This window comes from Streptomyces sp. NPDC054932, from assembly GCF_053610205.1.
Genome location: NZ_JBSGXU010000017.1, coordinates 29,133 through 54,984 on the forward strand (window position 1 = coordinate 29,133; position 25,852 = coordinate 54,984).

At 69.7% G+C, this 25,852-nt stretch carries 25 protein-coding genes, 3 pseudogenes and 1 riboswitch; of the genes and pseudogenes, 14 read left to right on the plus strand and 14 right to left on the minus strand.

Annotated features, from left to right (window positions below):
• The 3 genes and pseudogenes from ACWGE1_RS07355 to ACWGE1_RS07365 all read left to right on the plus strand — a co-directional run bounded on the left by ACWGE1_RS07355 (position 1) and on the right by ACWGE1_RS07365 (position 3,192).
• Positions 1-654, plus strand: coding sequence for a TetR/AcrR family transcriptional regulator (locus ACWGE1_RS07355; protein ID WP_453419585.1), 654 nt, complete (start codon positions 1-3; stop codon positions 652-654).
• An 81-nt stretch (positions 655-735) separates the two neighbouring features.
• Positions 736-1,310 (plus strand): annotated as a pseudogene (locus ACWGE1_RS07360) (adenosylcobinamide amidohydrolase).
• 262 nt (positions 1,311-1,572) lie between these two features.
• Positions 1,573-3,192, plus strand: a complete 1,620-nt coding sequence (locus tag ACWGE1_RS07365) for a hypothetical protein (protein WP_453419586.1) — start codon at positions 1,573-1,575, stop codon at positions 3,190-3,192.
• Between the two features lie 140 nt (positions 3,193-3,332).
• On the opposite strand, the gene ACWGE1_RS07370 is transcribed toward ACWGE1_RS07365, so the two are convergent.
• A complete protein-coding gene (locus ACWGE1_RS07370; RefSeq protein WP_453419587.1) occupies positions 3,333-4,817 on the minus strand; it encodes a HEAT repeat domain-containing protein in 1,485 nt (494 codons plus the stop codon).
• 344 nt (positions 4,818-5,161) lie between these two features.
• Between ACWGE1_RS07370 and ACWGE1_RS07375 the strand changes: the two genes are divergently transcribed.
• From ACWGE1_RS07375 to ACWGE1_RS07385, 3 genes are all read left to right on the plus strand, one after another.
• Positions 5,162-5,428 (plus strand): hypothetical protein, encoded by a 267-nt coding sequence (locus tag ACWGE1_RS07375; RefSeq protein WP_453419588.1) that lies wholly within the window; start codon positions 5,162-5,164, stop codon positions 5,426-5,428.
• Between the two features lie 214 nt (positions 5,429-5,642).
• Positions 5,643-5,846 carry a hypothetical protein gene (locus ACWGE1_RS07380; RefSeq protein ID WP_453419589.1) on the plus strand — a complete coding sequence of 68 codons (204 nt, stop codon included), beginning with the start codon at positions 5,643-5,645 and terminating at the stop codon, positions 5,844-5,846.
• 365 nt (positions 5,847-6,211) lie between these two features.
• A riboswitch (guanidine-III (ykkC-III) riboswitch) is annotated at positions 6,212-6,279 on the plus strand.
• Positions 6,280-6,290: 11 nt separating this feature from the next.
• Positions 6,291-7,169: an MBL fold metallo-hydrolase gene (locus tag ACWGE1_RS07385; RefSeq protein ID WP_453419590.1), complete on the plus strand. Its 879-nt coding sequence runs from the start codon at positions 6,291-6,293 to the stop codon at positions 7,167-7,169.
• A 300-nt stretch (positions 7,170-7,469) separates the two neighbouring features.
• On the opposite strand, the gene ACWGE1_RS07390 is transcribed toward ACWGE1_RS07385, so the two are convergent.
• The 6 genes from ACWGE1_RS07390 to ACWGE1_RS07415 all read right to left on the minus strand — a co-directional run bounded on the left by ACWGE1_RS07390 (position 7,470) and on the right by ACWGE1_RS07415 (position 14,216).
• Positions 7,470-8,093 carry a hypothetical protein gene (locus ACWGE1_RS07390; RefSeq protein ID WP_453419591.1) on the minus strand — a complete coding sequence of 208 codons (624 nt, stop codon included), beginning with the start codon at positions 8,091-8,093 and terminating at the stop codon, positions 7,470-7,472.
• Positions 8,094-8,220: 127 nt separating this feature from the next.
• A complete protein-coding gene (locus ACWGE1_RS07395) occupies positions 8,221-10,362 on the minus strand; it encodes a tetratricopeptide repeat protein (RefSeq protein ID WP_453419592.1) in 2,142 nt (713 codons plus the stop codon).
• A gap of 508 nt (positions 10,363-10,870) precedes the next feature.
• Entirely contained in the window at positions 10,871-11,107 is a 237-nt protein-coding gene (locus ACWGE1_RS07400) for a hypothetical protein (protein WP_453419593.1), read from the minus strand.
• Between the two features lie 108 nt (positions 11,108-11,215).
• Entirely contained in the window at positions 11,216-13,048 is a 1,833-nt protein-coding gene (locus ACWGE1_RS07405; RefSeq protein ID WP_453419594.1) for a WG repeat-containing protein, read from the minus strand.
• Between the two features lie 197 nt (positions 13,049-13,245).
• Positions 13,246-13,626: a hypothetical protein gene (locus ACWGE1_RS07410; protein ID WP_453419595.1), complete on the minus strand. Its 381-nt coding sequence runs from the start codon at positions 13,624-13,626 to the stop codon at positions 13,246-13,248.
• A gap of 299 nt (positions 13,627-13,925) precedes the next feature.
• Positions 13,926-14,216 (minus strand): hypothetical protein, encoded by a 291-nt coding sequence (locus tag ACWGE1_RS07415; protein WP_453419596.1) that lies wholly within the window; start codon positions 14,214-14,216, stop codon positions 13,926-13,928.
• Positions 14,217-14,456: 240 nt separating this feature from the next.
• Here ACWGE1_RS07415 and ACWGE1_RS07420 point away from each other — a divergent pair, with 240 nt between their 5' ends.
• Positions 14,457-15,683: a DUF418 domain-containing protein gene (locus ACWGE1_RS07420; RefSeq protein WP_453419597.1), complete on the plus strand. Its 1,227-nt coding sequence runs from the start codon at positions 14,457-14,459 to the stop codon at positions 15,681-15,683.
• 140 nt (positions 15,684-15,823) lie between these two features.
• Here ACWGE1_RS07420 and ACWGE1_RS07425 read toward each other — a convergent pair whose 3' ends face one another.
• Positions 15,824-16,192 (minus strand): hypothetical protein, encoded by a 369-nt coding sequence (locus ACWGE1_RS07425; RefSeq protein ID WP_453419598.1) that lies wholly within the window; start codon positions 16,190-16,192, stop codon positions 15,824-15,826.
• Between the two features lie 188 nt (positions 16,193-16,380).
• Positions 16,381-16,623: a protealysin inhibitor emfourin gene (locus tag ACWGE1_RS07430; RefSeq protein WP_453419599.1), complete on the minus strand. Its 243-nt coding sequence runs from the start codon at positions 16,621-16,623 to the stop codon at positions 16,381-16,383.
• Positions 16,624-16,844: 221 nt separating this feature from the next.
• Here ACWGE1_RS07430 and ACWGE1_RS07435 point away from each other — a divergent pair, with 221 nt between their 5' ends.
• Positions 16,845-17,594, plus strand: a complete 750-nt coding sequence (locus ACWGE1_RS07435) for a hypothetical protein (protein ID WP_453419600.1) — start codon at positions 16,845-16,847, stop codon at positions 17,592-17,594.
• A gap of 105 nt (positions 17,595-17,699) precedes the next feature.
• Here ACWGE1_RS07435 and ACWGE1_RS07440 read toward each other — a convergent pair whose 3' ends face one another.
• Both ACWGE1_RS07440 and ACWGE1_RS07445 read right to left on the minus strand, forming a co-directional pair.
• Complete coding sequence (locus ACWGE1_RS07440; protein WP_453419601.1) at positions 17,700-18,770, minus strand: hypothetical protein; 1,071 nt, start codon at positions 18,768-18,770, stop codon at positions 17,700-17,702.
• Between the two features lie 185 nt (positions 18,771-18,955).
• Entirely contained in the window at positions 18,956-19,327 is a 372-nt protein-coding gene (locus ACWGE1_RS07445) for a hypothetical protein (protein WP_453419602.1), read from the minus strand.
• Positions 19,328-19,694: 367 nt separating this feature from the next.
• On the opposite strand from ACWGE1_RS07445, the gene ACWGE1_RS07450 reads away from it, so the two are divergent.
• From ACWGE1_RS07450 to ACWGE1_RS07465, 4 genes are all read left to right on the plus strand, one after another.
• On the plus strand, positions 19,695-20,240 hold the full coding sequence (locus tag ACWGE1_RS07450) for a hypothetical protein (protein ID WP_453419603.1): 546 nt from the start codon (positions 19,695-19,697) through the stop codon (positions 20,238-20,240).
• Between the two features lie 379 nt (positions 20,241-20,619).
• On the plus strand, positions 20,620-20,850 hold the full coding sequence (locus tag ACWGE1_RS07455) for a DUF5133 domain-containing protein (protein WP_453419604.1): 231 nt from the start codon (positions 20,620-20,622) through the stop codon (positions 20,848-20,850).
• A gap of 157 nt (positions 20,851-21,007) precedes the next feature.
• Positions 21,008-21,652 (plus strand): L-threonylcarbamoyladenylate synthase, encoded by a 645-nt coding sequence (locus ACWGE1_RS07460; protein ID WP_453419605.1) that lies wholly within the window; start codon positions 21,008-21,010, stop codon positions 21,650-21,652.
• Between the two features lie 123 nt (positions 21,653-21,775).
• Entirely contained in the window at positions 21,776-22,411 is a 636-nt protein-coding gene (locus tag ACWGE1_RS07465; protein WP_453419606.1) for a carbonic anhydrase, read from the plus strand.
• Between the two features lie 85 nt (positions 22,412-22,496).
• Here the strand turns inward: ACWGE1_RS07465 and ACWGE1_RS07470 are convergent, their stop codons facing one another.
• The 3 genes and pseudogenes from ACWGE1_RS07470 to ACWGE1_RS07480 all read right to left on the minus strand — a co-directional run bounded on the left by ACWGE1_RS07470 (position 22,497) and on the right by ACWGE1_RS07480 (position 24,405).
• Positions 22,497-22,850 carry a VOC family protein gene (locus ACWGE1_RS07470; RefSeq protein WP_453419607.1) on the minus strand — a complete coding sequence of 118 codons (354 nt, stop codon included), beginning with the start codon at positions 22,848-22,850 and terminating at the stop codon, positions 22,497-22,499.
• A 99-nt stretch (positions 22,851-22,949) separates the two neighbouring features.
• Positions 22,950-23,398 (minus strand): annotated as a pseudogene (locus ACWGE1_RS07475) (DUF6924 domain-containing protein).
• A gap of 56 nt (positions 23,399-23,454) precedes the next feature.
• Complete coding sequence (locus ACWGE1_RS07480) at positions 23,455-24,405, minus strand: LysR family transcriptional regulator (protein WP_453419608.1); 951 nt, start codon at positions 24,403-24,405, stop codon at positions 23,455-23,457.
• Between the two features lie 107 nt (positions 24,406-24,512).
• Between ACWGE1_RS07480 and ACWGE1_RS07485 the strand changes: the two are divergent.
• Together ACWGE1_RS07485 and ACWGE1_RS07490 are read left to right on the plus strand one after the other, a co-directional pair.
• Positions 24,513-25,404 (plus strand): annotated as a pseudogene (locus ACWGE1_RS07485) (NAD(P)H-binding protein).
• 81 nt (positions 25,405-25,485) lie between these two features.
• Positions 25,486-25,851, plus strand: coding sequence for a darcynin family protein (locus ACWGE1_RS07490; RefSeq protein WP_453419609.1), 366 nt, complete (start codon positions 25,486-25,488; stop codon positions 25,849-25,851).
• The last annotated feature ends 1 nt before the right edge of the window (position 25,852 follow it).

Consider the following 25,852-nt stretch of genomic DNA (forward strand, 5'->3'; position numbering starts at 1 on the left):
ATGGAGTCGGATTCCTCCGAAACTGCCCGTCCGGTCGGGCGCGGCCGCAAGGCGCAGGCGGCGGTGCGCGCCGCCACGCTCGCCGAATTGCTCGACCGGGGCTATGCGGAGCTGACCGTAGAGGGCGTGGCGCAGCGGGCCGGGGTGCACAAGACGACGCTCTACCGGCGCTGGAAGGACCGCGAGAGCCTGGTCGTTGACGCGCTGGCCGAGCACTTCGCCACCGACATCCCCACTCCGGACACCGGCGCCGTCGAGACCGACCTGCAAGCCCTCGCGCGGGCGCTCGTGCAGAGCATGACCGGCCCGGTGGGCAGGGCGGTGCAGACCGCGATGTTCTCCGACGCCGGCAGGCTGCCGGAGGTCGCCGAGGCGAAGCGGCGGATCTTCGCCGACCGGTTCCGGCGGGCCGAGCCCGTGATCGCGCGCGCCATCGAGCGGGGCGAACTCCCGGCCGACACCGATCCGGTCGAGCTGATCAAAACGCTGGCCGCCCCGATCTACTTCCGGCTGCTGGTCAGCTCCGATCCGGTCGAGGAGGGCACCGCCGAACAGGCCGTAAGGATCACGCTCGCCGCCGCCCGCGCCGGCGCCCTGGCACGGCGCTCCGCCGTGGCCGACAAGGCGACCGAAGCGGAGGCCGGTCGGACATGAAGGGCGGCGCGCCTGCCTCCGCGCACGGCGCCGCCCCACGGGCGTCCATCCGGCGACGGAACGGGGCATGCGCACAACCCCATGGGTCGCACTTTTCGGGCACGTCCCACCATGGTGCTCCGGCCCGGGGCCGCCGCCGCGTGGATCCTCAACGCCCAGGTCGGCCATGGCTACCGGCGCACCGACCCGGACCGGCACCTCGCCGACCTGGCCGATGACGCCGACGCCCACGGGCCGGGCGTCGGGCTGATGACGGCCGCCGACGTCCGGGCGTACGGACACGCCCAGGACGGCGGGGTGGAGGCGGTCGCCACCGCGGGCCTGGGAGTACGGGGGTGGCCGCTTCCCCGGCCGAGAGCACCACCGCCGCACCTCAGCCGGGCACGATCAACATCGTGGTCGCCCTGCCGGTGGCATTGAGCGACGCGGCACTGGTCAACGCGGTGGCCACCGCCACCGAAGCCAAGGTGCAGGCGCTGCTCGACGGCGGATACGACTGCTCCGGCACTCCCACCGACGCCGTGTGCGTCGCCGCGCGGTCCCCCCGCCCCGGTCAGGAGGTCCACGCCTTCGCCGGCCCCCGCTCGCTGTGGGGCGCGCGCCTGGCCCGGGCGGTGCACACAGCTGTACGCGCCGCCGCGCCCGAGGTGAGGTGAGGCGCCCCGAACCGGACTCGAACCAGCGGCGGGTGGCCACCAGCCACCAGCCACCAGCCACCGGGCGAAGAACTGATGATCTCGTGTCGCATCCCTCGTGCGGGTGGTCCGCGGCTCATAGGGCTGCGGCGGTGGCGTCGGGCGGGGAGGATCGGCTGCCGGGGCACAAGAAGCGCCGGTGGGCATCGATGAGGGATCTGCACCCCGCACGGGCGTTTCCTCAGGGCTGGTTCGAGATACTGAGGGGTTAGGGGTCACGGCCATGCGCCTGTTACTGACGGTCCTGGAAGGCGACGGGATCACGGGCATCTCCGAACGCGGCCTGAACGCGGGCCTGGCGAGTGCCCTCGTCGACCAGGACGTGACACAGAAGCGCCCTGACCACTTCTTCTTCGCCGGCATCGGCTTGCCGGCCCGGCCGGACGTGGCAGCTCAGGCACCAGGTCGCTGGGGACGCGTGCACGACCAGGTCTTCGCGAAATACGTCGACCTCGACGCGGCGCCGGACCTGACCATCGCCGCATTGCTGGACCGCGCACTCCAAACGGCCCGGGAGAGCGGGCTGACCCTCGTATCGGAAAACCGGTGCGTCGGCACCATCAAGCGCATCTGGATGGCCGACCTGTTCGCCGGCCACGCGCTGGACCCCCGGGAGACGGTCCAGGAGGCCGGACTGACAGCGGGCGACATCGTCGTCCTGTGCATCCTGCACGAGCAACGACATTCATACGCCCTCGCGCCGGTGCCCCGTCCGCAGGAGATGCTGGCGATCCTCCAGGCCGCCGCCGCGGCGAACGACGAACGGCCCGGGTTGTGGGGTGCCCTGCTCTACACCGATGCCGATACCGGACTCGCCCGCTACGTCCGGGAGTACTTCGACGAACTCAACGCTCTGTCAGGCCCGGACCTGCGGCTCTTCGTTGTGGAGCGCCCCACGTCCTGGCGTACCGCGAAGCACTACTGGCGTGACACCCTCGACGGCGAGATGTACCGCACGTTCGCTGCCCTTCGCTGGCTGCGCTGGAAGCCCTACGAGCGCCACCGCGTCTACGATCTGGCACGGGAGCTGGGCGTGGCCAGCACACAACTACCGTGCCTGGTGCTGTTCCACGACGTGCGTGATCCTCGCAAGGCGGTGTTCCCCCTGGCCTCGACCAGCCCCGCCTACCTGCGCCACCTCTTCTCCCGGGTGCACACCGCGATCCGTCCCACCACTCCGGGATTCCGGGAGACGTCCGGGGAGGACGCCACGGGCGCCGAGAGAGCGTTCCGTCGGATGGAGGCGGCCTGCCGCGCTGCGGAGCGGTTGCCCGAAGGGACACCCGAACGCGCCGCTGCTCTCGACCGGGGGCGCGCCCTCCTGAAGCGGCCGTCGGACCACTACGACGAACAGGGCTCCCCCCTCGACCGGGTGCGGAACCTGCCGAAGGGCACCCCGGAGGGTGCCGCCGCCCTGGACCGCGTACTTGCCGCCGCCCCCGACATCAACCACGAGCTGGGCGAGATCGCCGCCGGCGCCGCCGAGGAGACCCGTGCAATGACGCAGAACAACTTCCACTTCCACGGACAGACCACGTTCATCAACCAACCGGTGGACACGGTCATCAGCGACTTCCAGAACGACCACCGCACCGGCCCCGGCGCTGCCGAGCTGGTCCAGGTGCTGCGGCTGGTGCTGACGAGCCGGGACTTGGCCGATACCGACCGGCAGGAGGCCGCCACCCTCGTCCACCTGGTGGCGGACGACCTCACCACCGGCGACCCCGAGGCTCGGACACCGACCAGGCTCGAACGGCTGCGCGCCCTGGTGGCCGGCGCGGCCGACATCGTCCAGCCGGTCAGCGTGCTGATCGCCGCCGTCGCCGGTCTGACGTCGCTGTAACCCCTGGCGAACACGCTGGCCACGGGGCCGGCCCGTTCACGGGGGAGGATCAGCGGCAGCCGTCGCGTCCTCCTTTTTGCCCGGGCGTGGGTGGGCTCCGTCGTGGTGAGCAGTGCCCGGTCCCGTTCCTTGGCTCTTCTTCAGCGTTCGACGCCTGCGATGTCGAGCAGCCGGTGCATGAGGGGGGTGGGCAGGCCGGGATTGCCGGCTGCTCTGTATGACATGTGACTGGTACCCAGGAGTTCGACGAGCCGCGCGTGGGGAAGGCGCGGGTCGGCCGCCGCGCGGCCGCCCACGATGTCGTCCGGGTCGCGGGAGAGCCGCTCCACGAGTTCCGGCGTGGCCTGCGGGTCGGACAGCGCCGCGAGTCGCAGCCGGTAGTTGGGGTCGTCCGCGAAGCGGGCCAGGCCGGGCCGGGCGAAGTTGCGGCGGCCGGCCAGCATCCCCCAGCTCAGCCCCTTCCAGTCGGCGAACATCTCGACGAGCAGTTCGTGCGGGGCGTGGTCGTTCTCGCAGAGCATCAGCCTGACGAAGTAGTCCTCGTCGGCAGCCAGCAGCTCGATCACATCAGCGGGAAGCTCGGGTGCACAGGTGACGGACCGGCGCAGCAGGACATGACTGGAGGCCGCGATCCCGCGCAGCACGTCCGGGTCGCCGAAGCGTTCCTCCACCCAAGCCGGCACCGGGTGGCGGCCTGTGGGCAGGGTGTATTCGATCGAGGACCGCTGCTCCTCGGTGATGTCCGCGCGCAGGGACAGGGAAAGCCGTATGGAGGGCTCGGGGTCGGCAGCCAGCGTGAGGGCGAGCGCCGCGGGTACGTGTGGATTCCGTACGGCTCCACGGCGCAGCGAAGTGTCGTCGTGGGCGACGAGGTGCGCGGCCAGTTCCGCGTCGACGGGGGCGCCGTATGCGGCGTCCTCGCGGCGTCGTTCGTCCGGTTCTGCGAGGAAGTCCGCGAGCATCGTCGGCAGGGGCGCGTCGATGTGGGCGGCGCGCGCGGCCGCCTGACGTACCCGGGGATCGGGGTCGGCCTCGGCCGCGGCCCGGACCTCGGGGCGCAGCCGGGGCCAGCTCCAGGAGTCGAGGGCCACGGCCCGCAGACGCGGGTCGGGATCCTCGGCCAGTGCGAGCCTCGTCCCGTCCGGCAGCCCGGGAAGCCCGATGGCGGCGTACCGCACCCTGGCCTCGGAGCTGGTGGCGAGTCGTACGGTCAGCTCGACCGGCAGTGCGTGGTTGTACTCACCCGCCATCATCACAGCCCTCCACCGGACTTTCGGGTCCGGGTCCTCGGTGAGAGCGGCGAGCGCGTCCGCCGGCAGGCTGTAGTTCTCTGTGACGTCCTTGCGGACCTGCGGGTCGGGATGGGTGATGACGATCTGTACCGCTGCGGGGTGCAGGTGGCTGTACCGGAGCCAGCGCCGAACGCTGTCCGGGAGAGGATCGAGCGTGAATACGCGCCGCACTATCTCGTCGGGCGCCGACCGGTTCGTGACGAGCCCCGCGATCCAGCTCGCATGCAGAGCGGTGTCGGCTTCGAGCAGCCGCAGGGCCCGGTCGCGATCCTCGTCCGTCGCATCCGACACGCCGAAGGCCACCTGAGTCGGCTGATCATCTGTCTCTGTCATGGATTGATCTTCCCCGACTCCGGTCGCCGGGAGCGGCGAGCCGTTCCTGACAGGCAGGAACGTCTGGCCTGCAACGAATACCTCGAGCAAGTCGAACCAGCCGGTGTGGCGACGCGCCGACGCGCCGACGTGCCGACGCGCCGACCATCAGGAGCTGGACGGGGCCGACCTCACGGCACGCGCGCCGTCCCTCATACGCCCTCCCTGTGGCCGCCGATCCGAAGTCCGCGCCCGAACGGCCCGGCGATGGGTCACCACTGACGCGCGGCCAGCTCGGTGATGTTTGCGTCGCATTCCTCCGCGCGGGCGCAGGTTACGCGGGTCCGGCAGACGACACTGGACCCATGAGCGAGCACCGCTTCACCCGCGACAACACCAGCGCCAGCAACGCCCCGGCCGCTGTCCGCCCACGTCACTACCCGCACAACCTCCGATACAAGAAGCCGGCGGAGGCGGCCCGGACCAGCCCTGAGGGGCACACCCTGCGCGCTCTGTCCGACCTCACGGTGGTGACCTGTGCCTGCGGCCTCACGACCCCGGCTCTCCCGAACGACGACGCCCGACTGGCCTATGAGGAGCACCGCAACGAGATCCGTGACGAAATGTCCTGAGCACCGGCTCGGCCGGCCGATCACGCACGCCACGGACCGGCCCTTCCCTGCCATCACGCCCCGTCAGCTCCGGGTCGGTGTCCGTGTGGCGGCCCTGCTACCGCGCTCGGCAGCGGGGCCGTCGTCACCTCGCAACCTCCCGGTCCGCTCTTTCGTTTCATGACAGAACGGTCACGCACCGCCACATCGGCCGATCGGATTCGTTGGCCCGGGTATGGAGCAGAAAACCGTTTCGCCTCCGCAGTGGACCGGCTTCACCCGGCTCGCCCAGGAGCTCTCGCAGACATCCGATGCCCCGATCTACGACGCCGTCGAGCGGCAGTGGCTCGCCCAGGGCCGGGAGGTGCCCCGCCGCCCGGGCCGGACGTGGAACGGCAGGCATCCGGTGCATGCCGACGACCTGTTCCGCCGCGCCTGAGCGTCACGCTCACCGCGGCCGTACGGCCTCTCCCGCATGCGCCGCAAGGCAACGGCGTCCGCGCGCACACCCTCAGGGGCTCCCGCCGCCTGCTACTGCCCGGGTACGGGACGGCACGGGGCGGCGCTCCGGTCGCCTTGGCCTGCACGCCGATCCTGGGCTTGGCCGATACGCCCCAGCGGGGTGTGACGATCACACCGGAGGCTCCCGCGGCCGCCCGCATGCCGTGGGGTGAACGACCGCCCTTTCAGGAGATTGCCAGTTCCGCCGGTGGAGGAAGGCGGCGGAACCGGTCAGGGCGACGGCAAGGCTTGCCGGCGCGCGCACGAGCACGTTGACCGACATCGCGTCGTGGTAGCGTCGCGGCGGAGGCTCACAGGTGCCCGCCCCGGACGAGATGTGCGCCGTACCCGGCCCGCCAAGACGACGCACTCAGGAGGCGTCATGGCCGCAGGAACATCCTTCATCGATTTCGACAGCCAGGCTGCTCGGCCTCGCGAGTTGGACGTCCGCTGGATCCACGGCTCACCCTCGTCCAAGCACAACACCGACCCGGACATCCAGGTCCATGAGTACGACGAGCACACAGTCATCCTGCGGCAGAACATGGCGATCAACTACGAAGCGCCGTTCCTGTTTCTGCTGTTCGGCAACGAACGGGCAGTGCTGATCGACACCGGGGCCACCGCGTCGAGTGAGTTCTTTCCCTTGCGTCCGGTGGTGGACCAGCTCGTCGACAGCTGGCTCGCCCGCCACCCCCGCCCGGATTACCACCTGCTGGTACTGCACACACACGCCCACGGCGACCACATTGCGGGCGACGGCCAGTTCGCCGACCGCCCCGACACCACAGTGGTCGCAGCAGAACTCCCCACGGCCTGGAAGTACTTCGGGTTCGACCAGAACCCCACCGCCACGGCGAGGGTCGATCTGGGAGGCCGCACGCTCGAGTGCCTGGCCACCCCCGGTCACCACGAGGCAGCCGTCACGTTCTACGACCCGTGGACCGGGTTCCTGCTCACCGGCGACACGGTCTATCCAGGCCGCCTCTACATCCAGGACTGGTACGCCTTCGCCCGGACCATCGACCGCCTGATCGAATTCTGCGAACACAGACCGGTCACCCACGTCATGGGCTGTCACATCGAGATGACCACCGAACCGGGCGTGGACTACCCGGTCCGCACCACCTACCAGCCCCACGAACCCCCACTGCAGATGACCACCGGCCACCTGCACGAGATCCGCGCCGCACTCAACGAGATGGGCAACCAGCCCCGCCGACGCGCCTTCCCTCTCTTCGTCATCTGCCCGGACGACTGAGCCGCGCTGACCAAGCCGACCGCGTTGTCACAGCGGCCGGCCTGGCCTGCGTCGAGCCGGACTCCGGGCCGCGGAGCCCGGCGTGCCCGCGGCGTCACGCGGGCAGCCTGCCCCGAACGGTCTGGTGATATTGCAGGCAAGAACCCCGCTGACGAATCGAGGTCAACCTCGGGTGCATCTCTGCTCGGGATCCATATCGGCCGCGGAGCTGCACCTGTTGAGTGCTCAGACTCCGATGCCGTAGTCACACCGGCCATACCAAGGTCATTTCATGTGGTGACCAGCAGCTCGACTCACCTCTCAGCTTCCGCTGAGCGGAGACTCCCACGTGGGGTCGTGCAGGGATCTTCTCGTGAGGTGGGCCAGCAGGTGCTGCGCCGTGTTGGAGGCACTGTCTTGCGGCGCGCCGACCACCGTCAGGGCGGAGGTGAGCCTGGCCGACGATTCTTCCGGCACATCCGGGTCGGTGAGGAGCGGAAGAATCAGCAGGAGCCGGGCTGCCGTGTCCTGGACACCTTCGGCACCGGAGGAGGGGCTGTCAGCGGTACGGACCAGTTCGCGCCACGTCAGCCCAGTACCCCTGAAATCTCCGTCCCAACTCGCGATCTGCTGGACGTAGCTCCTGCCAGGATGGGTGAGGAGATAGTCGGTGCCGTAGTCGCCGTCCAGGTTGCGGTAGATCACCACGGCTCCAGGGCCGGTTTCGGCCGGCAGCCGAAACACTGGCCAACGCTCGGGATCGAAGAGGACCTCGGACAGGGCATCGGCATCGGCGCCGTCGTCGCCGAACCACTCAGGAACCGGCCGCTCGGCACACCCGCCGTCGCTGCACATCGCCAGAAGGTAGTTCGACCAGAAGCCCGGGCGGGCAAGCAGTGGCTCGCCCGCCACCAACGCGTCGGCGTCATATCCCTTGATCAGCATTTCTCAATCCTGTCACCAGCCACTGACACGGTCCGATCCGGTATCGACAAGGGAGCGCCGCCCAGTTACGGGACAGGTCTCAGCGGGACACGCCAGTGAAACCGGCGGCCGTCACGAAAGATTGAGGTCAACCCACTCTGAATCCAGAGAATGCGATGACCTTCTGACTCAGTGGATGCCCCTGTCCGAGAACTCGAATGTGTTCATCCAGCGTTTCACGCCATACGGGTATCGCCGAGCCGGAACCTTGCGCGCGCTCCACCAGACGCGCAACTTGGCGACGCGCATGGAGAGTGTGAAGGTGGTCGACCCCGAGTACTCTTTTCCTGTCGTCGAGGAGTTTCCGTGCCCGCTCCAGAGCTTCTTCGTGCAACTCCATAGCCGCTAACCAAGTGACCTCCCGCCCGCGAGCGTAGAGGGTATCGGCATGGTCCGATCCCAGCACGAGGGTGCGCCTCCTCACCAGCGCCTCGGTGAGATCGAACGCCTCGGGGTATCCACCGGATTTTCCCGTCCACATGGCTATTCTGGCTTCGACATCCAGGGTGTCTATGTGGTCGGGCCCCAGCTCTCGTTGAAACCGTTCCAGTAGGGCGCGACACTGAGCCGCGGCGTCGGCCGGACGTCCCAGCTTTCCGACAGCGTTGGCGATGTGCAGACGGGTGTCGAGAGTGTCGGGGTGTTCCGCCCCGAGGTGCGATTCACGGAGAGGCAGCAGATCGCGCATCAAGGCGAGGGCTTCGGCTGGACGCCCTTGTTTCAATGTGAGGTACGCCAGCTTGGCGTGGGCGTCCAAGGTGTCTCTGTTCTCCCTCCCCAGAGACCGCGTACGGGACTCCCAGATCGACCGCAGCTCGGTCACCGCCTGATCGATGTGGCCCGTTTTCCCCAGGATGACGGCTTTGGCGACATCTGCTGCTGCCAGTCCGGCCCGGGCCGCCACCGCAAACGCCCTTTCTGCTCGATCGTGGCGGGCATCGAGCAGCGCCATCATGCCCATGTCGAGCGCATCGCGAGGTCTGGCGTGCGCCAGGATCAGATCCCACGATTCGTCCGGAATCACTTCGAGGTTGAGGGTGTCCAGGAAATAGTCGAAAGCCCTGAGTCCGGTGCTCGGTTCGCCGACGAGCATACTGGCGCCGGTGTGCCCCAGCGGCCGCAGAGTCCACGCGAGCGCGGCCTCCATGGCTTCCGGCCGCAACGGTGCCCCTCCCCTGTTCCTCAGGTAGATCTCGTGCAACTGCTCCAGAAGGGAAACCCCTACGGCTTCGTGCATGCCGGCTCGGCGCACGTCCACTGCGGCCAGCACGAGCGCAGCCCCTCGCGGATGGGCACCAGGGGACCAAGCGTTCTTCCACGCCTCGAGGAGTTCCGGACCGGCGGCCAGGACCTCGGCCACGCCGAATGCTTCCGAAGCGCTCAGCGCACGGCTGATGCGACGGTCTTTTCTGTAGAGCTGAGCCCTCTCGCGCTCGGCCGGCGACCACTGGCGCGGAATCCGGATCTTCTTCGCCTGACGCACCACATCACGACCGTCACGCCAGACTTCGTAGTCGGCGCTGTCGATGACCACTTCGGCATGATCGCCGAATCGGTCGTACTCAATGGTTCGCATGGTGGCGACGATCGTGGATCCGCTTTCCAGCATGCGACTCAGGGAGGAAGACGTCATTCCTCCGGGACCCAGGAACCGCTCCAGATCATCAAGCCAGATCAGGTACCGCCTCCGCATGTTCAACGCACCGATCAGACTTGAAATGCCATCCCGATTCCGAGGGCTCAGCAAGAAGTGATCCGGAGTCAGCAGGCGTGCGGCCTCAAACGCGGATCGCGTCTTCCCCGCCGTCGATTCTCCCAGGAGAAGAACGAAACCTCCGCTGCGGATCGCCGCATGCAGGTCCGCGTCAATATCGCGAGGGATGTAAGGCGGCGTACTCCAGTGCCTTTCCGCGTAGTCTCCGGCGTCATGTTGGTACGGGTGAATTCCGACCAGAACCGGATCCCTGATCTCCCGGACACGTGGCAGGCCGCCGCGCGAGTCCTTGGCCAGGAGACTGGTCGCCGCACGAGCCCGCTCATGACGCCTGTCGTTCAGCTCGGACTCGTTCCTGGCTGCTGCGCCACTGCACACGGCAAGGAATGCGGCACCCACCAACCCGGCTTGCGTCGCCGGTAACCACAACCCCGCGATGAGCCCGGCCGCGCTTCCCATCAGCGCGAATATCGTGAACTTGACCCACAAGCCGCATCGAAACCAAAGGTTGCGCACGTTCGCAGTCCCCCCGTGCTCCACGACGTCGTGGCCCCATACCTACCTCTGGCCGATGGTCATTACACTCCGGCCGAGGGACCACACGGTCGCGGCCGCCCGTGCGTCGCCTCGCCCTCCGCCGCGCACCCCGGGGCGATGAGCGAATACTCGTCGACGGCCCCACTCCCCCACCGCCGCCTGCTCAGAGGCCGTGACTCGGGCGTGCCTTCGCTCGGCTCTGGCGGAGCGCAACACATTCGCCGATCAGATCGTGCAGCTCATACGCCGCCTCCATGATTCGATCAGCCGACTCCCCCTCGTGGAGATGGGCGTTGGCTTCGGTGGCAGCGAAGACGTCGACGAGCACATTCACCCCAGTCGAGGAATGGCGTCGAGGCGCGCCCACGCATCTGCGCACGCTTGAAGAGACTGCTTGAAAGAAGCGTAAACCTCTTCGTCAAATCCATCCCGAATTCGCAGACTTTCATCGAATGCCAACCAGGACTCGACCATCCGGTCAAGCGGATCAGGCGTCATCGGGAATCCTCTGGTTCTCGCTCCTGATGCTCCAGCCGAGTCCGGCACCTACGACATCGGAATGACTCGCCGGACGATCTTCCCATTCTGTGAGATCGGTCCAGAAATGGCCACCCACACCTTCGATGGAAATGTCTTCAAATCCGGACAGACATTCGTCGCACTCCAGGTAAGGGCGATTCAAGTCCACACGCATCACAAAGGTGAGTTCGCCGGAGTTGCACACCGTGCAATTGAGCCACGATTCGATCGGGAAGTCACTCGGGGTGGCTTGAGACGGGTTGATGTCCGCTCCTCACGAGAAGGGGGGTGTTGGAAGGCCGTCGGTCGGAGGCTACGGCTGGGCGTCCTCGTCGGACGGTGCGACGGCGGCGAGCCAGAGTTGGATCTCCATGTCCCCGTCGCCGACCAGGCAGTAGGACTGCAGGACGAGCTGCCGCTCACCGACCTGCCACACCGTGGACGACTCGCCGTCGCCGGAGCGCAGGCACAGCTCGACTCCCGGGAGCGGCTCGCCGAAGCGGGCGGTGAGCCGACCGATCGCGTCGGCCCCTATCTCACTGAACCGTTCGTTCGCCCAGTCCTCGAGGAAGGAGAAGTCGTGCTGGTGCTCGGCGTAGAGGAAGGTCTCCGCGACCACGCTCATGGCTCCCAGCGAGGTGCCGTCCTCGTCCGGGTCGTCCTCTTCCTCCGCGGGCTCGTACGGATCCTCCCTGGAATCGCAGATCAGCGAGCAGGGCTCGAAGCGGCGGGGCTCGGCGGCGAGCAGCTCGTCCGCGAGGTCGGCGATGTCCCGCTCCGGGGCACCCGGGTACACCAGGTAGGAGTGCGCCTCGCGGCAGTGCTCGGGCTCGACGCGTTCGAAGGTGCCCTCGGCCGCGGTGGTCTCCCACAGGGTCGTCCCGGCCCCGTTCATCAGGCGCAGGGCCGCACCGTCCGCGGTGGCCTCGACCCGGCAGACGTCCAGGCCGTCGCGGTCCACGTGGGCCACGCCGCCGTCGCGGGTGACGAACGCGGCGAGTCCGGTCCCGAAGCCGAATCCGAGAACCCAGCCCCCGGCGTCGGTGAGGGGCTCCAGGTGGTGGACGGGGATGAACCGCCCGTCGGAGCGCAGGACGCCCCACGCCCGCCCGGAGGGACGGCCGTCGGTGGCGGTGGCGGTGGCGGTGGCGGTGGCGGTGGCACGGACCTCGTCGGAGTCCTCCTCGTCCAGCGGTTCCAGGTAGTGGGCCACTGCCGCCCCGGCGTCGTTGAAGTCCTCCGCCCACTCGTACTCCCGCTCGATGACCTCCTCTCCGGTGGCATCGAGGTATCCGTGCGCATAGCCGTTGTCGAAGCGGACCAGACCGCACCGGAAGTCCTCGGACAGCCGGTTGCTGTCCGCCTTGATGACCACCTCGCCGCGGGCGTTCAGGAAGCCCCGGAAGTGGCTGCCGATGCTGCCGCCGAGGACGTACGCGAGGCCGTTCGCGTGGAAGGCGTTGAGCATCGGGAAGGACGGCTCGACGACCCACTCCCCCTTCTCGTCGATCAGGCCCCACAGGTCACCCACCCGGACGGGCGCCGCGCCGTCGGGGCCGAACGGGCGCAAGCCGTCGAACCGCGCCTCGATGACCGTGCGGCCCGTACGGTCGATGTAGCCGCAGCGCCCGCTCTCGGCCATCCGCACTCCGGCGAACCCGTTCGGCGCGAACCGGCCCGCCGCGGCGTACTGCGGGCGGATGACGAAGCGGCCCGTGGCGTCGATGTATCCCGCCCCGTCCTCGGTGCGGGCGGCGGCCAGGCCCTGGCGGAATACGTGGGCCTCGGTCAGGGCCGCCGGTATGACGGGTAGGCCGTCCGTCCCAGCGTAGCCCCACCGCCCGTCCTTAGCCTGGAACCGGGAGAGTCCGTCGTCCTCGAACCCCTCGGTGTAGGACAGCGCCGGTTCGGCCAGCCACTCACCGCGGTGGTCGAGGTAGCCGCACCGGCCCTCCTGGTCGACGGCGGGAGCGACGAACCCGCCCCGTCCGTCCGGGTGGAACGACCCGACCGCGCTCAGCTCCGGCGCCCGCACCAGTCGCCCGTCGGCTCCGACGAGGGCGTACCGCGCTCCGGGGCCGCTCGGCGGCCCCCCGCAGGGGACGACGTACGGCGGCTCGGCGGTGGCGGTGGTGCTGGACGGCATGGTGCGGCTCCTCGCACGGGGCCCACGCAGTGTCACCGACTGCCCGGCCCGGGGATGATCAGGAGTGGCTCATGCTAAAGGGCACGTCCGACAGTGGATCCCGCGCCGGTGCCGGGGTGGGCAGCGGGCGGCGGGCGGCGACGGGGCCCGGCGCACACCGTCCGGGAGGACGCCACCACACCGGTGCACCGTCGCCGTCAGGTGCAGACCTTGCGCGCAGGAGGGAGCCGACCGCCGGTCAGGTGGCGGTCGATTGCGCTGTCGATGCAGGCGGCTGTCGGCGAGGGTGGCGATGTGGATGGTGTTGTCGTCGGTGAGCAGGTGGCCGGAGGAAAGCCGGCGGGCCGGGAGCGGGCAGCACGTCCATGTCCCGGGCCGCGTCCGGACGCCGCCGCGCTGTCGTCGATGTCCGCAGGATCGTCGGCAGGGGCGGAGTCGGGGCCGCAGTCCACCGGGGTGCTGTCGTCGATGCCGCGCGGATCCATCGCGACCGCGCTGATTGCCGTTTCCGTCCCCGGCTTACGGATGGCCGTCGGCGCAGGCGACTGTTCGTAGTAGCGCCGCAGTTCCAGCGGCACCGCCGGAGTCGAGGTCGAGGTCGTGGGCGAGGTCCGGGGCGCGGTCGAGGTCGCACCCTCCGTGCTCCTCTTTGTTGCCTCGGCGCCCGGCTGCAGCACAGGCAGGGACTGCCGCAGGCGGCCAGGTGCGCAGGCCGGCAGCAGCACCGCAAGCGCGCTGCCGAGCGCTCGGCGACATTTCCGTCCGGTGGTGGTCGGGACAGCGCTCAACGCCATGCCTTCGCTCCCGCCCGTGCGGCACGATCTCACCTTGGCTCGGGGCAACGGACCCCGACACGGGAGGCCGGGTGCCCTGTCCGCTACAGCCCGGAGATCACCGCCGCCACGGCGCCGAAGCCCAGGTGGGCGACGGTGAGCATCAGCCATTCGATGATTCCCATGCGCCAGTCATTGCGCATGAGCACCCTCCACTCGTGAACGATGTCTCCGACGGCGGCCGCGAGCAGCGGCGCCCAGAGCAGAAACCACCAGGACCAGACGTCGCCGAAGCGGAGCACGGTGCACACCAGGCCGGTGAGCACCACCGCCAAGCCCCACGATGGCTTCTGCCGCGTGTCGTTGGCGTGCTCGGCGGTGGATGGGTTGTTCATGTCTGATGGCCTTTCATGAAAGGTGGCAGCCCCCTGTGCGGCCGTGCGACGACCGCCCCGTCCGGGCCCCGGGTGGCCCCCTCGGCATCCCGGTGATTGCGCTGGGCTACCGTCACCGCATCAAGATCGATGCTTCCGCCCGTCAGTTCTGCCATGTTCCGCCCGAGCACGGTTCGACCATGCCGGCCGCCTGTACGGCACGGGCAGGAGCCGACACACACGACTACTGAGGGGGAAGGTGTGCCCGAAACAGCTGCGCACACACGGGGAGACCGGCTGGCGCGCATACCGGAGGTCGATGCTCTGCGCGGGTTCGCACTCATGGGAATCCTGCTGGTCAACGCGTTGATGATGGCTGATCCATACGGCCTCGGAAGCGTCACCGACCCGGGTGCCTCCGTACTCGACCGGACCGTCGAGGGTGTCGTCCAGACCTTCGCGGTCGGCAAGTTCTACCTGATGTTCTCGTTCCTCTTCGGCTACAGCTTCACCCTCCAGCTGGCCTCCGCCGAACGCGACGGCACCAGCGCCGTTCCCCGCCTGCTGCGCCGCTCGCTCGGCCTGCTCGTCCTGGGAATCCTGCACGCCGTACTCCTCTACACCGGCGACATCCTCATGACGTACGCGGTGCTCGGCCTGATCCTGATCGCAGCACGCAACTGCACACCGGACACCGCACTCAGCGCCGCCCGGATCCTGTACGGGTGCCTCTGCGCCCTCCTGCTCCTCGTCGGGCTGGCGTCCCTGCTCATGTCGAACGCCGAGGCGGCCGAACTGGACGCCGAACTCGCTGACGGTTTCGCCGCACTGATCGCCGACTACCGCGGCGACGCCTCGTCCGTCGTGCAGGCCAACCTCGGCCAGCTGCCCGATCAACTCCTCGCCGCACTGCTGCTGAGCGGCTTCGTCATGGCGGCCTTCCTGATCGGACTGCACTGCGGCAAGCGGCGCCTGCTGACCGACACGGGCAACCACCATGCACGGATGCGCCGCATCATCCTGGTCGGTACCGCCGTGGGCCTGCCCGGCAGTGTCTTCATGGCCCTGGCCGTCAGCGGCCCGCTCGGTCCCCGGTGGTCGACCTTCGGCCAGATGGTCGGAGCCGTCACCGCCCCCGCCCTCACCGCCGCATACGTCTGCGGGATGCTCCTGCTCATGAAGACCGCCCACGGCGCGCGGATCGCCGCGCTCTTCGCGCCTGCCGGCCGGATGGCCCTGACGAACTACCTGAGCCAGTCCCTGGTCATGGCCCTCCTCTTCACCGGCTACGGCCTGGCCCAGTACGACCGCCTCGGCCCGGCCGTCGTCGTACTCGGCGCCCTCGCGCTGTACGCCGGTCAACTCGCCCTCAGCACATGGCTCATGACGCGATTCCGGTACGGACCGGTGGAATGGCTGCTCCGCACGGTCACCCTCGCACGACTCCCACAGCACCACGACCGTGACCGGTCGGCGGCCACACGGTGACGCACGCTTCGCCGCCCTTCGAGCCGACGTGATCCGGAGCAAGCATCCGGGCCGGGGCCGGAGGCAGGGCGCGACGCCCCCGGAGGTGCTGCCTCCGGGGGCGTCGGGTCCGTTCCCGCGGGCGGATTCGCCCGCATGCGTCAGGAAGTGCGCTTCAGGGTCCAGGTGTTGGGGTTGAAGCTGGGGACGGCGGAGTAGCGACAGCCGCTCGAGTAGTAGGTGTTGGTGATGGTCCACCCTGCGGGCGGCCAGGTCGACGCGCAGGCGTTGACCTGGGTACCGACCGGGTAGCCTCTGAGGTCCTTGATCTGCTTGGTGTTGGGCGTGAAGCCGGAGCCGCACCCGCCGCTGTTCCACCACTGGGTGTCCACCCAGCCGTCCGGGGTGAGCGTGCTGGAGCACATGGTCAGCGTGTCGCCGGGTGCCGCCGACGCGGGGCTCGTGGTGACTGCGAGGGCGGTGACGGCCGCCATGGTGGCCAGAGCGGCGGCGTATCGGGTGCGGATCACGAGACGTTCCTTCCTCGGCGCGCTGGGCTCGCCGCCGACCGTCGGCGGGCCGTGCCAGGCGCCGCCTCATTGCTATCCGATCGGTGCAGTATGCAGACAGTCACCTTTTGGGCATAAGCCTGCAGCACTTTAGAGCCGGTGGGAGGTGTCTGCTGCCCGGTGGCCGGTTGCCCGTTGCCTGTTGCCTGTCAGGCGCCTTCGCCGAGGACGGTACGGATCAGCGCCCGCTGGGTGTCGGACAGGAAAGGGTCCTGGAGATCGAGCACCTCGTCGTCGACGGTGATCCGGTAGTGGTAGCCGTCGGCCACGGGGGCGACGGCCCGTTGCGCGAGTTCCTCGAGCTCCGCCGCGTCCGCGCGGCCCGAGGTGTCGAGTGCGCGGAGCTTCTCGGAACCGGCGAAGCCTCCGGAGCGGGTGACCGTAATCAGCATGGCTGTTTCTCCCTGTCCTCACGGTGTCACTCGGTCTGCACGTTGCAGCCACTCCTGCGAATGCCCGCGACACCGGCCCGCTGTCGCAGAACGGGGCTGTGGCGGTACGAACGTCCGGAAAACGCCGATGCATGGCCTGTCGGCGGGCACTGGCTAGGATTGTCTTGATCGTTTTCGGTGTCGGGGGGACATGGGGCATGGGCAGGCAAGGCGCGAGGCGTATGGCGGCGGCGCTCGGGGTGCTGAGCATCCTCGGCGCAGGATGCGGGCCGACGGCCGACGGAACGGCGTCACCCACCGCCTCATCCGCCACCCCGGGCACACCGGCCGCATCCTCATCCGCGTCCGCGAGGGCGGCGGGCGGGGTCGGCGAGCCGGGCAGTGCGGCTCCCGGGCCGGCCGCCGGCAAGGTCGCACCGGATCCGGGCACCCGTCCCACCACCGTCGGACTTCCCGTGATGGAACAGCTGGAGTGCGAAGAGGGAAGCTCCACCTTCCGCTTCGGCAGCGGCTGGGACCTTGGCCTCTCCGGGGTGGACGATCTGTCCCCGCGTTCGAGCGGCACCAACGAGACCGTGACCACCTGCCGCGGCTTCCCGCCCATCAGGCTGACCAAGTCCGGTATGACGGTGACCGCGCCGGACCTCATCGCCCGTACGGAACTGTTCCACGCCGTGCCGGACCCGATGGCCGCCGTACAGAAGGCAATGGCCGCTTCCCTACCGCCCGGCGGAGAGCGGAAGACAGTGGGCGAGCCGACCGTGGTGGTCGCCGGAACCCTGGCACTCGCCTGCCGGCACAACCTCGCCGACGGCTTCCCCATGGCCAGTTGCTTCTGGGCCGACTACGGCGCGGTGGGCGCGATCGACTACTTCCCGCCCGGCGGCGACCGGCACTTCTCCATGAAGCAGGCGGTCGAACGGACCAAGGAGTTCGCCGGCACCGCCCTGCAGGGCGCCGGCGTCCGCTGACCCCCGGACCCGTGGGCGCCCACCCACGCGGTCCCGGGTGCGCCCGGCCGGCCACGCAGCCGATCGGCCCCGGCGTTCGGTCAGCACCCCGCCGGCGCGACCGGCTCAGCTTCGGCGGGCTCGGTGGGCCGCGCGGTCGCGCCAGTGGCAGTACGCCGCCGCCGGATCGGTCCAGTACCTCCACGGGAGGGCGTCCACGTAGCCGTCGACCAGGCGGAACTGTGCCAGCGCCGCGTCGTACCGCTTCTGGCGGGTCAGGAAGTAGGCCAGCAGGTGGCGCACTTCTGCGGTGTTCGGATGGTTCGAGGGCGCGGCGGCAACGTCGGCCAGGGCGGCGTCGACCAGGGAGATCAGGTGGGGTGACCGGAAGTCGGCGTTGCTCGCGTCCGTGTCACCGTGCTCGTACCAAGCGATCAGCGGCAGGACGGTGAGCAGGCTGCCGAGCGGTGCGTCGGCGGCCGCCCGCTGGGCGAAGGACTTGGCGCGTTCTTCCGAGCCTCGCCACTTCGCGCACCAGTACTGGAGAGCCGCGTAGTGCGCGTCGTAGTGGTGCGGGTCGCGGGTGACGATCTCCTTCCAGATCCGGTGCATGTCATCTTCGGAGTAGCCGAGGCCCAGGGCCGCCCATATCTCGTTGATGTAGGGCGTGGGGTCGTCCGGGTTCAGCTCGGCCGCGCGTGCGTTCTCCTCCGGTACCCGGGCCAGGGTGGCGTGGAATCCGGCGAACTGCTCACGGCTGGTGTGTTTCGCCCAGCCGCCGCCGCGCTGGTGCCAGGCCAGGTTGACCATCGCCTTGGCCCGCACCAGTGCGACGTCGGCATCGTCGGGCCCGACAGCTGCCGCCCACGCGTGCAGCCAGCTGTCGGGGAGGGCCGCTCGATGGGAGCCGAGGGTGGCGGCGCAGGAGGAGCGGCGTGCCCAGTCGCGGTTCTCCCTGGTCTCGGCCATCAGCCGCGCGGCCTGCTCCCAGCTGCCCCGGGCGGCCGCGGCGGCCGCCGACTCCAGCTCGGGGTTGGCGGCCGCCCGCCCGGTGTTCTGCCTGGACTGGGGAAGGAGTCCGGCCTTCCGGGCGGCACGGGACGAACCCCCGGCCGGGACATCGGCGGTGGTGCGGCGGTAGTAGATGACCGCCACGGCGATGGCGAGCCCGATGACGACGATGCGTGCAACTTCCAAGGTGGGAGCCCCCGATGAGGAGTGATCGAGACGGTGGGGACCACGGGAGTATGTCCTGGGAGCTCGATCCCTCGCAAATACGTTTCCGCAGGTGGCGCGGGGCATCGGGGGTGGAACCCCGGGTCACCGTCCGGGAGATGGCCGGGTAGGGCTGCGGCCGTCGGTCGGGGGCGGCGCAGCAGCCCTCATCGACCGCCGCGAAGGCTCCCGAAGACACGAGTGACCCACCCGTCCAACCGGGTGGCGAAGTCCGACGCGGAGGTGATCCCCGAGGCCGGCAGACAACCGGCGTCGTCAAGGTCGGCGATGAAGTCCACATCGGCCCAGCCACCACGGAACAGCACGACCTCCAGTACGGCCTCCCCCGGACCGGATACGACCACGCCGATCGAGTCCGGATCATGAGCCCGCGCCCTGTCGGTCTCCAGCGGCTGAGGCCAGGACGCCTCCGCATCCCTCCACGTCACCCGGCCCACGTCAAGGCCGGCCGATGTCCAGCCCACGGTGCGCTCCGCCAGAACGACAGCGGCCTCATCAAGATCGACAACTCTGTCCACGAGGGAATCATCCCCCATGGTCGATGGGTACCTCCTTCGGGCGAACGGGGACACCCCGGCACGCGGTTCGCGCTGCCCGTTTCGCGCCACCCGCCCGGGGCGGCCGCCACGGCGGGATCGGGGCTCGGTGAACGCGCACGCCACGGCCCGAAGAACCGTTGCCCCTTACAGCGAGATGCGCGTACGTGCGTGCGAGACGCCTGAGGCGCATGAGGCCCGGCGGCATGGTTGGTAGGCACAACAAAGCAGTATCGCGACCGATTCCGCCCTTCATGGGCGGCGGAGCCTTCGAAAGGATGGGCCGCGACAGTCGGTCGCCCGCCACGAACGGGCGGCCCTCCGGTCGCCGAAGCAGAGGGGAACCACCATGTCAGCGCGTAAGACCCTGGCGATCACGGCCGTAACCGCGGTCCTGATCGCGGGGCCCGTCCTGTCCGCCCACGCCTCGACCGCCACCCCGACCGTCCGGCAGAGCGCCTACACCGTGCAGGCGCGAGCCGCCGGACTCACAGACCGCCAGGCAGGACAACTCCAGCGGGAGGTCGACGCCGTCCTCGCCGCGGACCCGCAGGCCCGCCAGGTCTCCGCGAACAAGCTCACCACCGCCGGCGGCAGCGTGGTCCTCGCCGTCCCGGGCCGGGCCGAAACCCGCGACCTGGCCGCCCCGGACACGGCCCTGGCCTGCGGCCACGGTCACCTGTGCATCGTGGACGGGCGCGGCTACAACTACGACTACTACCGGTGCGGCTACTACGACTTCAACGGCGTCGGCGACGGCACCTTCAACAACAACCAGACGTCGGGCACCCGGGCCCGCTTCTACAACTCGAACGGCAGCGAGCGCTGGTCGAACGTGGCGAAGTCCACCGGCACGGCCTCCTGGACCCCTGTCTTCCACATCCGCCCCTGCTGATCCTCGCCAATGCCCCCCACCCCGTCCCGGGCCGGGGGGCATTGGGATCGACTCGAGTCGGGTCGGGTCGTATGCCGGGTCCGGGAAAGGGCCTTGGTGCGCGGGAGCCGTCGCGGCGCGTGGTGAAGTGGTCGTTGAAGGGGCTCCGGCCGTAGTAGTGGACGCACTGCTGGAGGTGCAACAGTTCGAAGTTCCCGTCACCGCGCCGCAGGAGCGGCTCGCGTCAGCGGATCACGCGCCCCTCGGACAGAGGCACGGCCCAGGCCTCGCGCTCACCGGTTTGTACAAGAGGAGACAACTTTTCGATGGGCCGTGTAGCCGAGGTCGCGCCGGGTAGGCGGCGCGGCAGACACACCGTCAAGGAAGAGGAGACCACTTCATGCTGATGGCTCACCCCGCCCTGCTGCCCGCCGCCATAAGCGAGTACGAGACCCTGCGCCTGCTCAACGCACGGGACGGCAGTCCGGCCACACGCCGTCGCATGGACGAGGTCGGCTCCCTGCTGTGCACCGCCACCGGAACGGGAAACCCGGACGCCGCCCTGGTCGCGGCCCGCTACCGCCTGCCCGGGGCACGTACATTCGACGACTCCGTGCTCTCCTCCCGCTGACGTCCTCTGTCGCGCCGCAGGCGGTTGCCGCAGCCGGTTGCCTCAGGCACCCCGGGATGACGTGTACGCGTGGACGGTGACGGAGTGGCCGTTCCGCTAGCCTGCCGGGGTGAACCAGCCCGTGCGGGCCGGGCGTCTATGGGGATGGAGGGCGGCCATGGCCGTTCGTTTCGACTGCTCGACGGAGTCGGGCCGGATCGACGGGCTGCGCACGGCCGCTCTGGCGGTGCGCAGCGGTGATCTGGTGGTGCTGCCGACGGACACCGTCTACGGCATCGGCGCGGACGCCTTCGACGGCGACGCGGTGGAAAGGCTGCTGGGGGCCAAGGGCCGGGATCGGGCCATGCCCTCACCGGTACTGGTCGCCTCCCCGGACGCCCTGCACGACCTGGTCACGGACTTCCCCGATCGGGGTTGGGCCCTGGTGGAGGCGTTCTGGCCGGGCGGTCTGACGGTGATCGCCCGCCACCGGACCTCGCTGACCTGGGATCTCGGGGAGACCGGCGGCACGGTCGCGGTCCGGATGCCGTCCCATCCGGTGGCGCTCGAGCTGCTCGCCGAGACCGGACCGATGGCGGTCTCCAGCGCCAACCTCACCGGGCACCCGTCCCCACAGGACTGCGATGCCGCGCAGGGCATGCTCGGCGACTCGGTCGCCGTCTACCTCGACGGCGGGCCCACCGAAGCCGCCGTCGCCTCGTCGATCGTGGACCTCACCACTGCGGTGCCGGTCCTGCGGCGTGCGGGCGCGATCAGCGCCGAGAGCCTGCGCAAGGTCGTACCCGACCTGCAGGAGGCGTGACCCCCGGCTCGGGAGGCAGGGCCCGGCCCGCCTCGGTGGGAGGTTCCCGGCCCCGGCCGGTACATGCGCTCCTTCGGCGGACCCCGCACTGTGGCGAGCCGGGCGAAGTCGTAACCTGCGGCCATGAGTGACGCACCCTCCCTGACTCCGTCCGAAGCCTTCGAGCTGCTGCTGGCCGGCAACCAGCGGTTCACCGCGGGTGCGCCTCTGCACCCGAACCAGGACGCGGCGCGGCGCACCGAGACCGCACCCGCTCAGCGCCCGTTCGCCGTCCTGTTCGGCTGCTCCGACTCCCGACTGGCCGCCGAGATCATCTTCGATCGCGGCCTGGGCGACCTGTTCGTGGTCCGCACCGCAGGTCACGTGGCCGGTCCGGAGGTGCTGGGCAGCATCGAATACGCAGTCAGCGTGCTGGACTGTCCTCTGGTCGTGGTCCTGGGCCACGACACGTGCGGTGCGGTCGCGGCCACCCGCGCCGCCCTGGCCGACGGTGTCATGGCCACCGGGTACGTACGCGACGTCATCGAGCGCGTCACGCCCAGTGTCCTGGCCGCCCGAGCCGCCGGACTCAGCGAGGACGACGACATCATCGCCGAGCACATACGCCACACCGTCGGCCTCCTGCTGGACCGCTCCCGCGTGCTCGCCGACCAGATCGGCGCCGGTAGGACGGCCGTGGTCGGTCTGTCCTACCGGCTGGCCGACGGCAGCGCCCGGGTCATCACCGCCCGCGGTCTGCCCGAGGATGCGGTGGCGTGAGGTACGGGCTGGACCGACCGCGGGTTCCCGTCTCGACCGTCCGGTGAGTCACCGGGCAGGTCACGCCGTGTGGAGGGACGTGCGGTCAGGCGGGTTGCCACAGTTCGATCCGATTGCCCTCGGGGTCGGTGACCCAGCCGAATCGGCCGACGCCCTCCATGTCCTGCGTTTCTTCGGCCACGTCCGCTCCCTCGGCACGCAGCTGCGCGAGCATCGCGTCCAGGTCGCGGACCCGGAAGTTCAGCATGGTTTGCTGGGAGCGGGACCCGAAGTAGTCGGTCTCGGACTCGAACGCCGCGAACACCGTCGGCCCGGCGTCCTGCTGCCAGAGGCCGTTTTCATCGGCGTCCAGTCCCAGGCAGTCGCGGTACCACGCGCTCAGCGCTGCGGGGTTGGCGGCCCGCATGAAGTGTCCACCGATTCCACGTACACGTTCCATGCCCCCAGCTTGCCAGGACGCCGAACGGGCGGGCCGACACCACACCATCGACCCATGGCCCGGACCGGCCCGGCCCGGCCGCAACTCGACGGGGAGGCGTCAGCTCCCGCCGAAGCCGCGGAAGGTCCCTGATTCATCAGCGGCATCGGCGAAGTCCGCAAAGTCCATGTTGGCGATGCTGAGGTTGGCAGCCACGTCGGGAAACCAGCGAGCCGGAACCCTGAACGTTCGCCCGGGTTCGTCCGAGAGGTCCACGGCCATGACGGGTGGGCCGGATCCTCCATCGTGGCCGCGTCCGCCAGGAACACATGGACGATCTGGTCGTCTTCCTCCGCGGCAGCTTCCTCGTCCAGCAGTGCCTGGACATCCACGTCGGCGAAGCGCAGGTCGCTGACATAGGTGGCATGGGAATACTCGTCGGCAGCATCGAGTGCCGTCCGAACCGCATCCCAGGCTCCCTGGCCGCCGAAGTGGGTACGCAGGACCAGCGAAGTCAGATCATCGGGGTGCAGGGGCATGAACGTGATCCTCTCACCCGGCACCGACATCGAGGCCCGGTCCCGGGGCTCTGCCCGGATGGTCTCCCTGCTGTGCCACGGTCACGTCATGCGGTGGGCATTTCGGGGGGACAGAGGGTCCGGCGGATGGCGTTGCGGAGCCAGTGGTGGGCCCTGTCGGCTGCGTGGCGGGGGTGCCAGGCCATGCCGACGGTGACGGGCGGCAGGGCCAGGGGGATGTCCAGTAGGTGCAGTCCGAGGGCGATGGCGTCGCCGGTGAGGGGTGAGGGGGCGGCGCCGGGGAGTGCGGCGGGTACGAGGCAGACGATGTCGCTGCGAGCGGCGAGGGTGATCGCGGCCAGGTGGCTGGGGAGGACGATGCCGACCCGCCGTTGGAGGTTCTGTTCGGCCAGGGCGGCGTCGAGCGGGCCGGTGAACCGGCCTCGGCGGCTGACCGCGACGTGTTGGGCGGCCGCGAGCCGGGCCGCGGTCACGGGTCCTTCGGTCAGCGGGTGACCGGGCCGGACGGCCGCCACCATGCGGAGGCTGACCAGTTCCTCGACCCTGGTTTCGGGGTCCACGTGGTCGATGGACCCGACCTCCAGGTCGATCCGGCCGTCGCGCAGGGCGGGCCCGGCCTCCAACTCCTCGGCGCGGAGCCGGAACGAGACCCCCGGCGCCTCCTGCTCGGCCAGGCGCAGCAGTCCGGGGGCCAGTGCCGCGCCGACCAGGTCGGCGGTCTGCAGGGTGAAGGTGCTGCGCAGGGTGGCGGGGTCGACGCCGGTATCAGGGCTGAGCAGGGCCCCGAGGCGCTCCACCACGGCCGCGGCTTCCTCACGCAGAGCCAGGGCGCGCGGAGTGGGAACCATCGCCTGGCCGGCCCGGACCAGCAGCGGATCCTGCAGGGTACGGCGCAGGCGCGCGAGCGTGCGGCTCATGGCGGCGGGCGAGGTGTGCAGGCGGGCGGCGGCCCGGGTGACGCTGTGCTCGGTCAGCAGGGCGTCCAATGCGATGGCGAGATTGGCGTCGAGGGCCGAATCCGGGCTGTTCACCAGCATTATTCCATTTCAGTCAATGATTCCATGCCGAAGTTCCCATTGTGGCAGCACTGGAGTCCTCAGCAGGATGAGGGGCGTACCGACCGGCACGACCAGCGAGGTTTTTCATGATCGTCATTACCGCTCCCACCGGGAACATCGGCCGCCCCCTGCTCTCGCGGCTCCTGGAATCCGCCCCCGCCGCGGGCGAGGAACTGCGCGTGATCGTGCGCGATCCCGCCCGGCTGCCGGACGCGGCGCGCGGACGCGTCGAGGTGATCACCGGCTCGCACGGGGACGCCGAGGTCCTCGACCTTGCCTTCGAGGGTGCGGACGCCGTCTTCTGGCTCGTCCCCCCGGACGCCTCCCTGCCCCCGCAGGACGCCTTCAGCGGTTTCACCCGCCCCGCCGTGAAAGCGCTCGCCACCCACGGCGTCGGCCATCGTCGGCGTCTCCGCGCTCGGCCGCGGCACCCCGCTCGCCGACCGGGCCGGCCTCGTCACCGCCTCCCTCGCCATGGACGACCTCATCGCCGGCAGCGGCGTCGCCTACCGGGCCCTGGCCAACCCGTCCTTCTTCGAGAACCTTCTGGAGGAGGTCGACTCGATCCGCGACAAGGGCGTCTTCACCGACACCGCCGACGCCGACCGCAAGGCCCCCCTCGTCGCGACAGCCGACATCGCGGCCGTCGCCGCCGGCCTGCTGCTGGACCGCTCATGGACCGGCGTCGACAGCGTCCCGGTCCTCGGGCCGCAGGACCTGTCCCCCAACGACCTGGCCCGCATCATGACCGCACAGCTGGGCCGCCCCGTCCGCTACGAACGCCAGGCGCTCGACGAGCTGCACACCACCCTCGTCGGCCACGGCCTCGACGAGGCATTCGTCCGGGGCGTCGTCGACATGAAGCGCGCCAAGGAGCGGGGCCTGGACGCCGGCGTGGCCCGCACCCCGGACACCGCGTCCCCCACCGGCTTCGAGCAGTGGTGCGCCCGGACCCTGAAGCCCGCGATCCGCTCCTGAGGATCCACCGGTCCACCACCCGCCGCCGCAGCACATGGTGCCCGGCCCACCAGGACCACCTACGCCTTTGGAGGCGCACTGATGCCCGCTGAGGAAACCGAACCGCCGGTCACGGCGTTCATGCTCGTCAAGACCACACCCGAGTGGCTCGCCCTGACCGTCCAGCAACGTGTCGAGGCCTTCACCACCCGGGTCCTGCCGGCGATCGAGGCCAGGACCGCCGGCGTCCGGTCACGCTTCTACGACACGGAGTTCTACTCCGCGCGCGTCACCGACGTCTGGATGTGGGAAGCCGTGGACCACCACGCCTACCGGCTCCTTATCGACGCACTGCGCGAAACCCCGTTCTGGGACGGCTACTTCGAGGTGGTCGACCTCCTCGTCGGCACCGAGAACGGCTACGCCCGCACCTATGGCCTCGAACCGGTCGCCTCCATCACCACCTGAA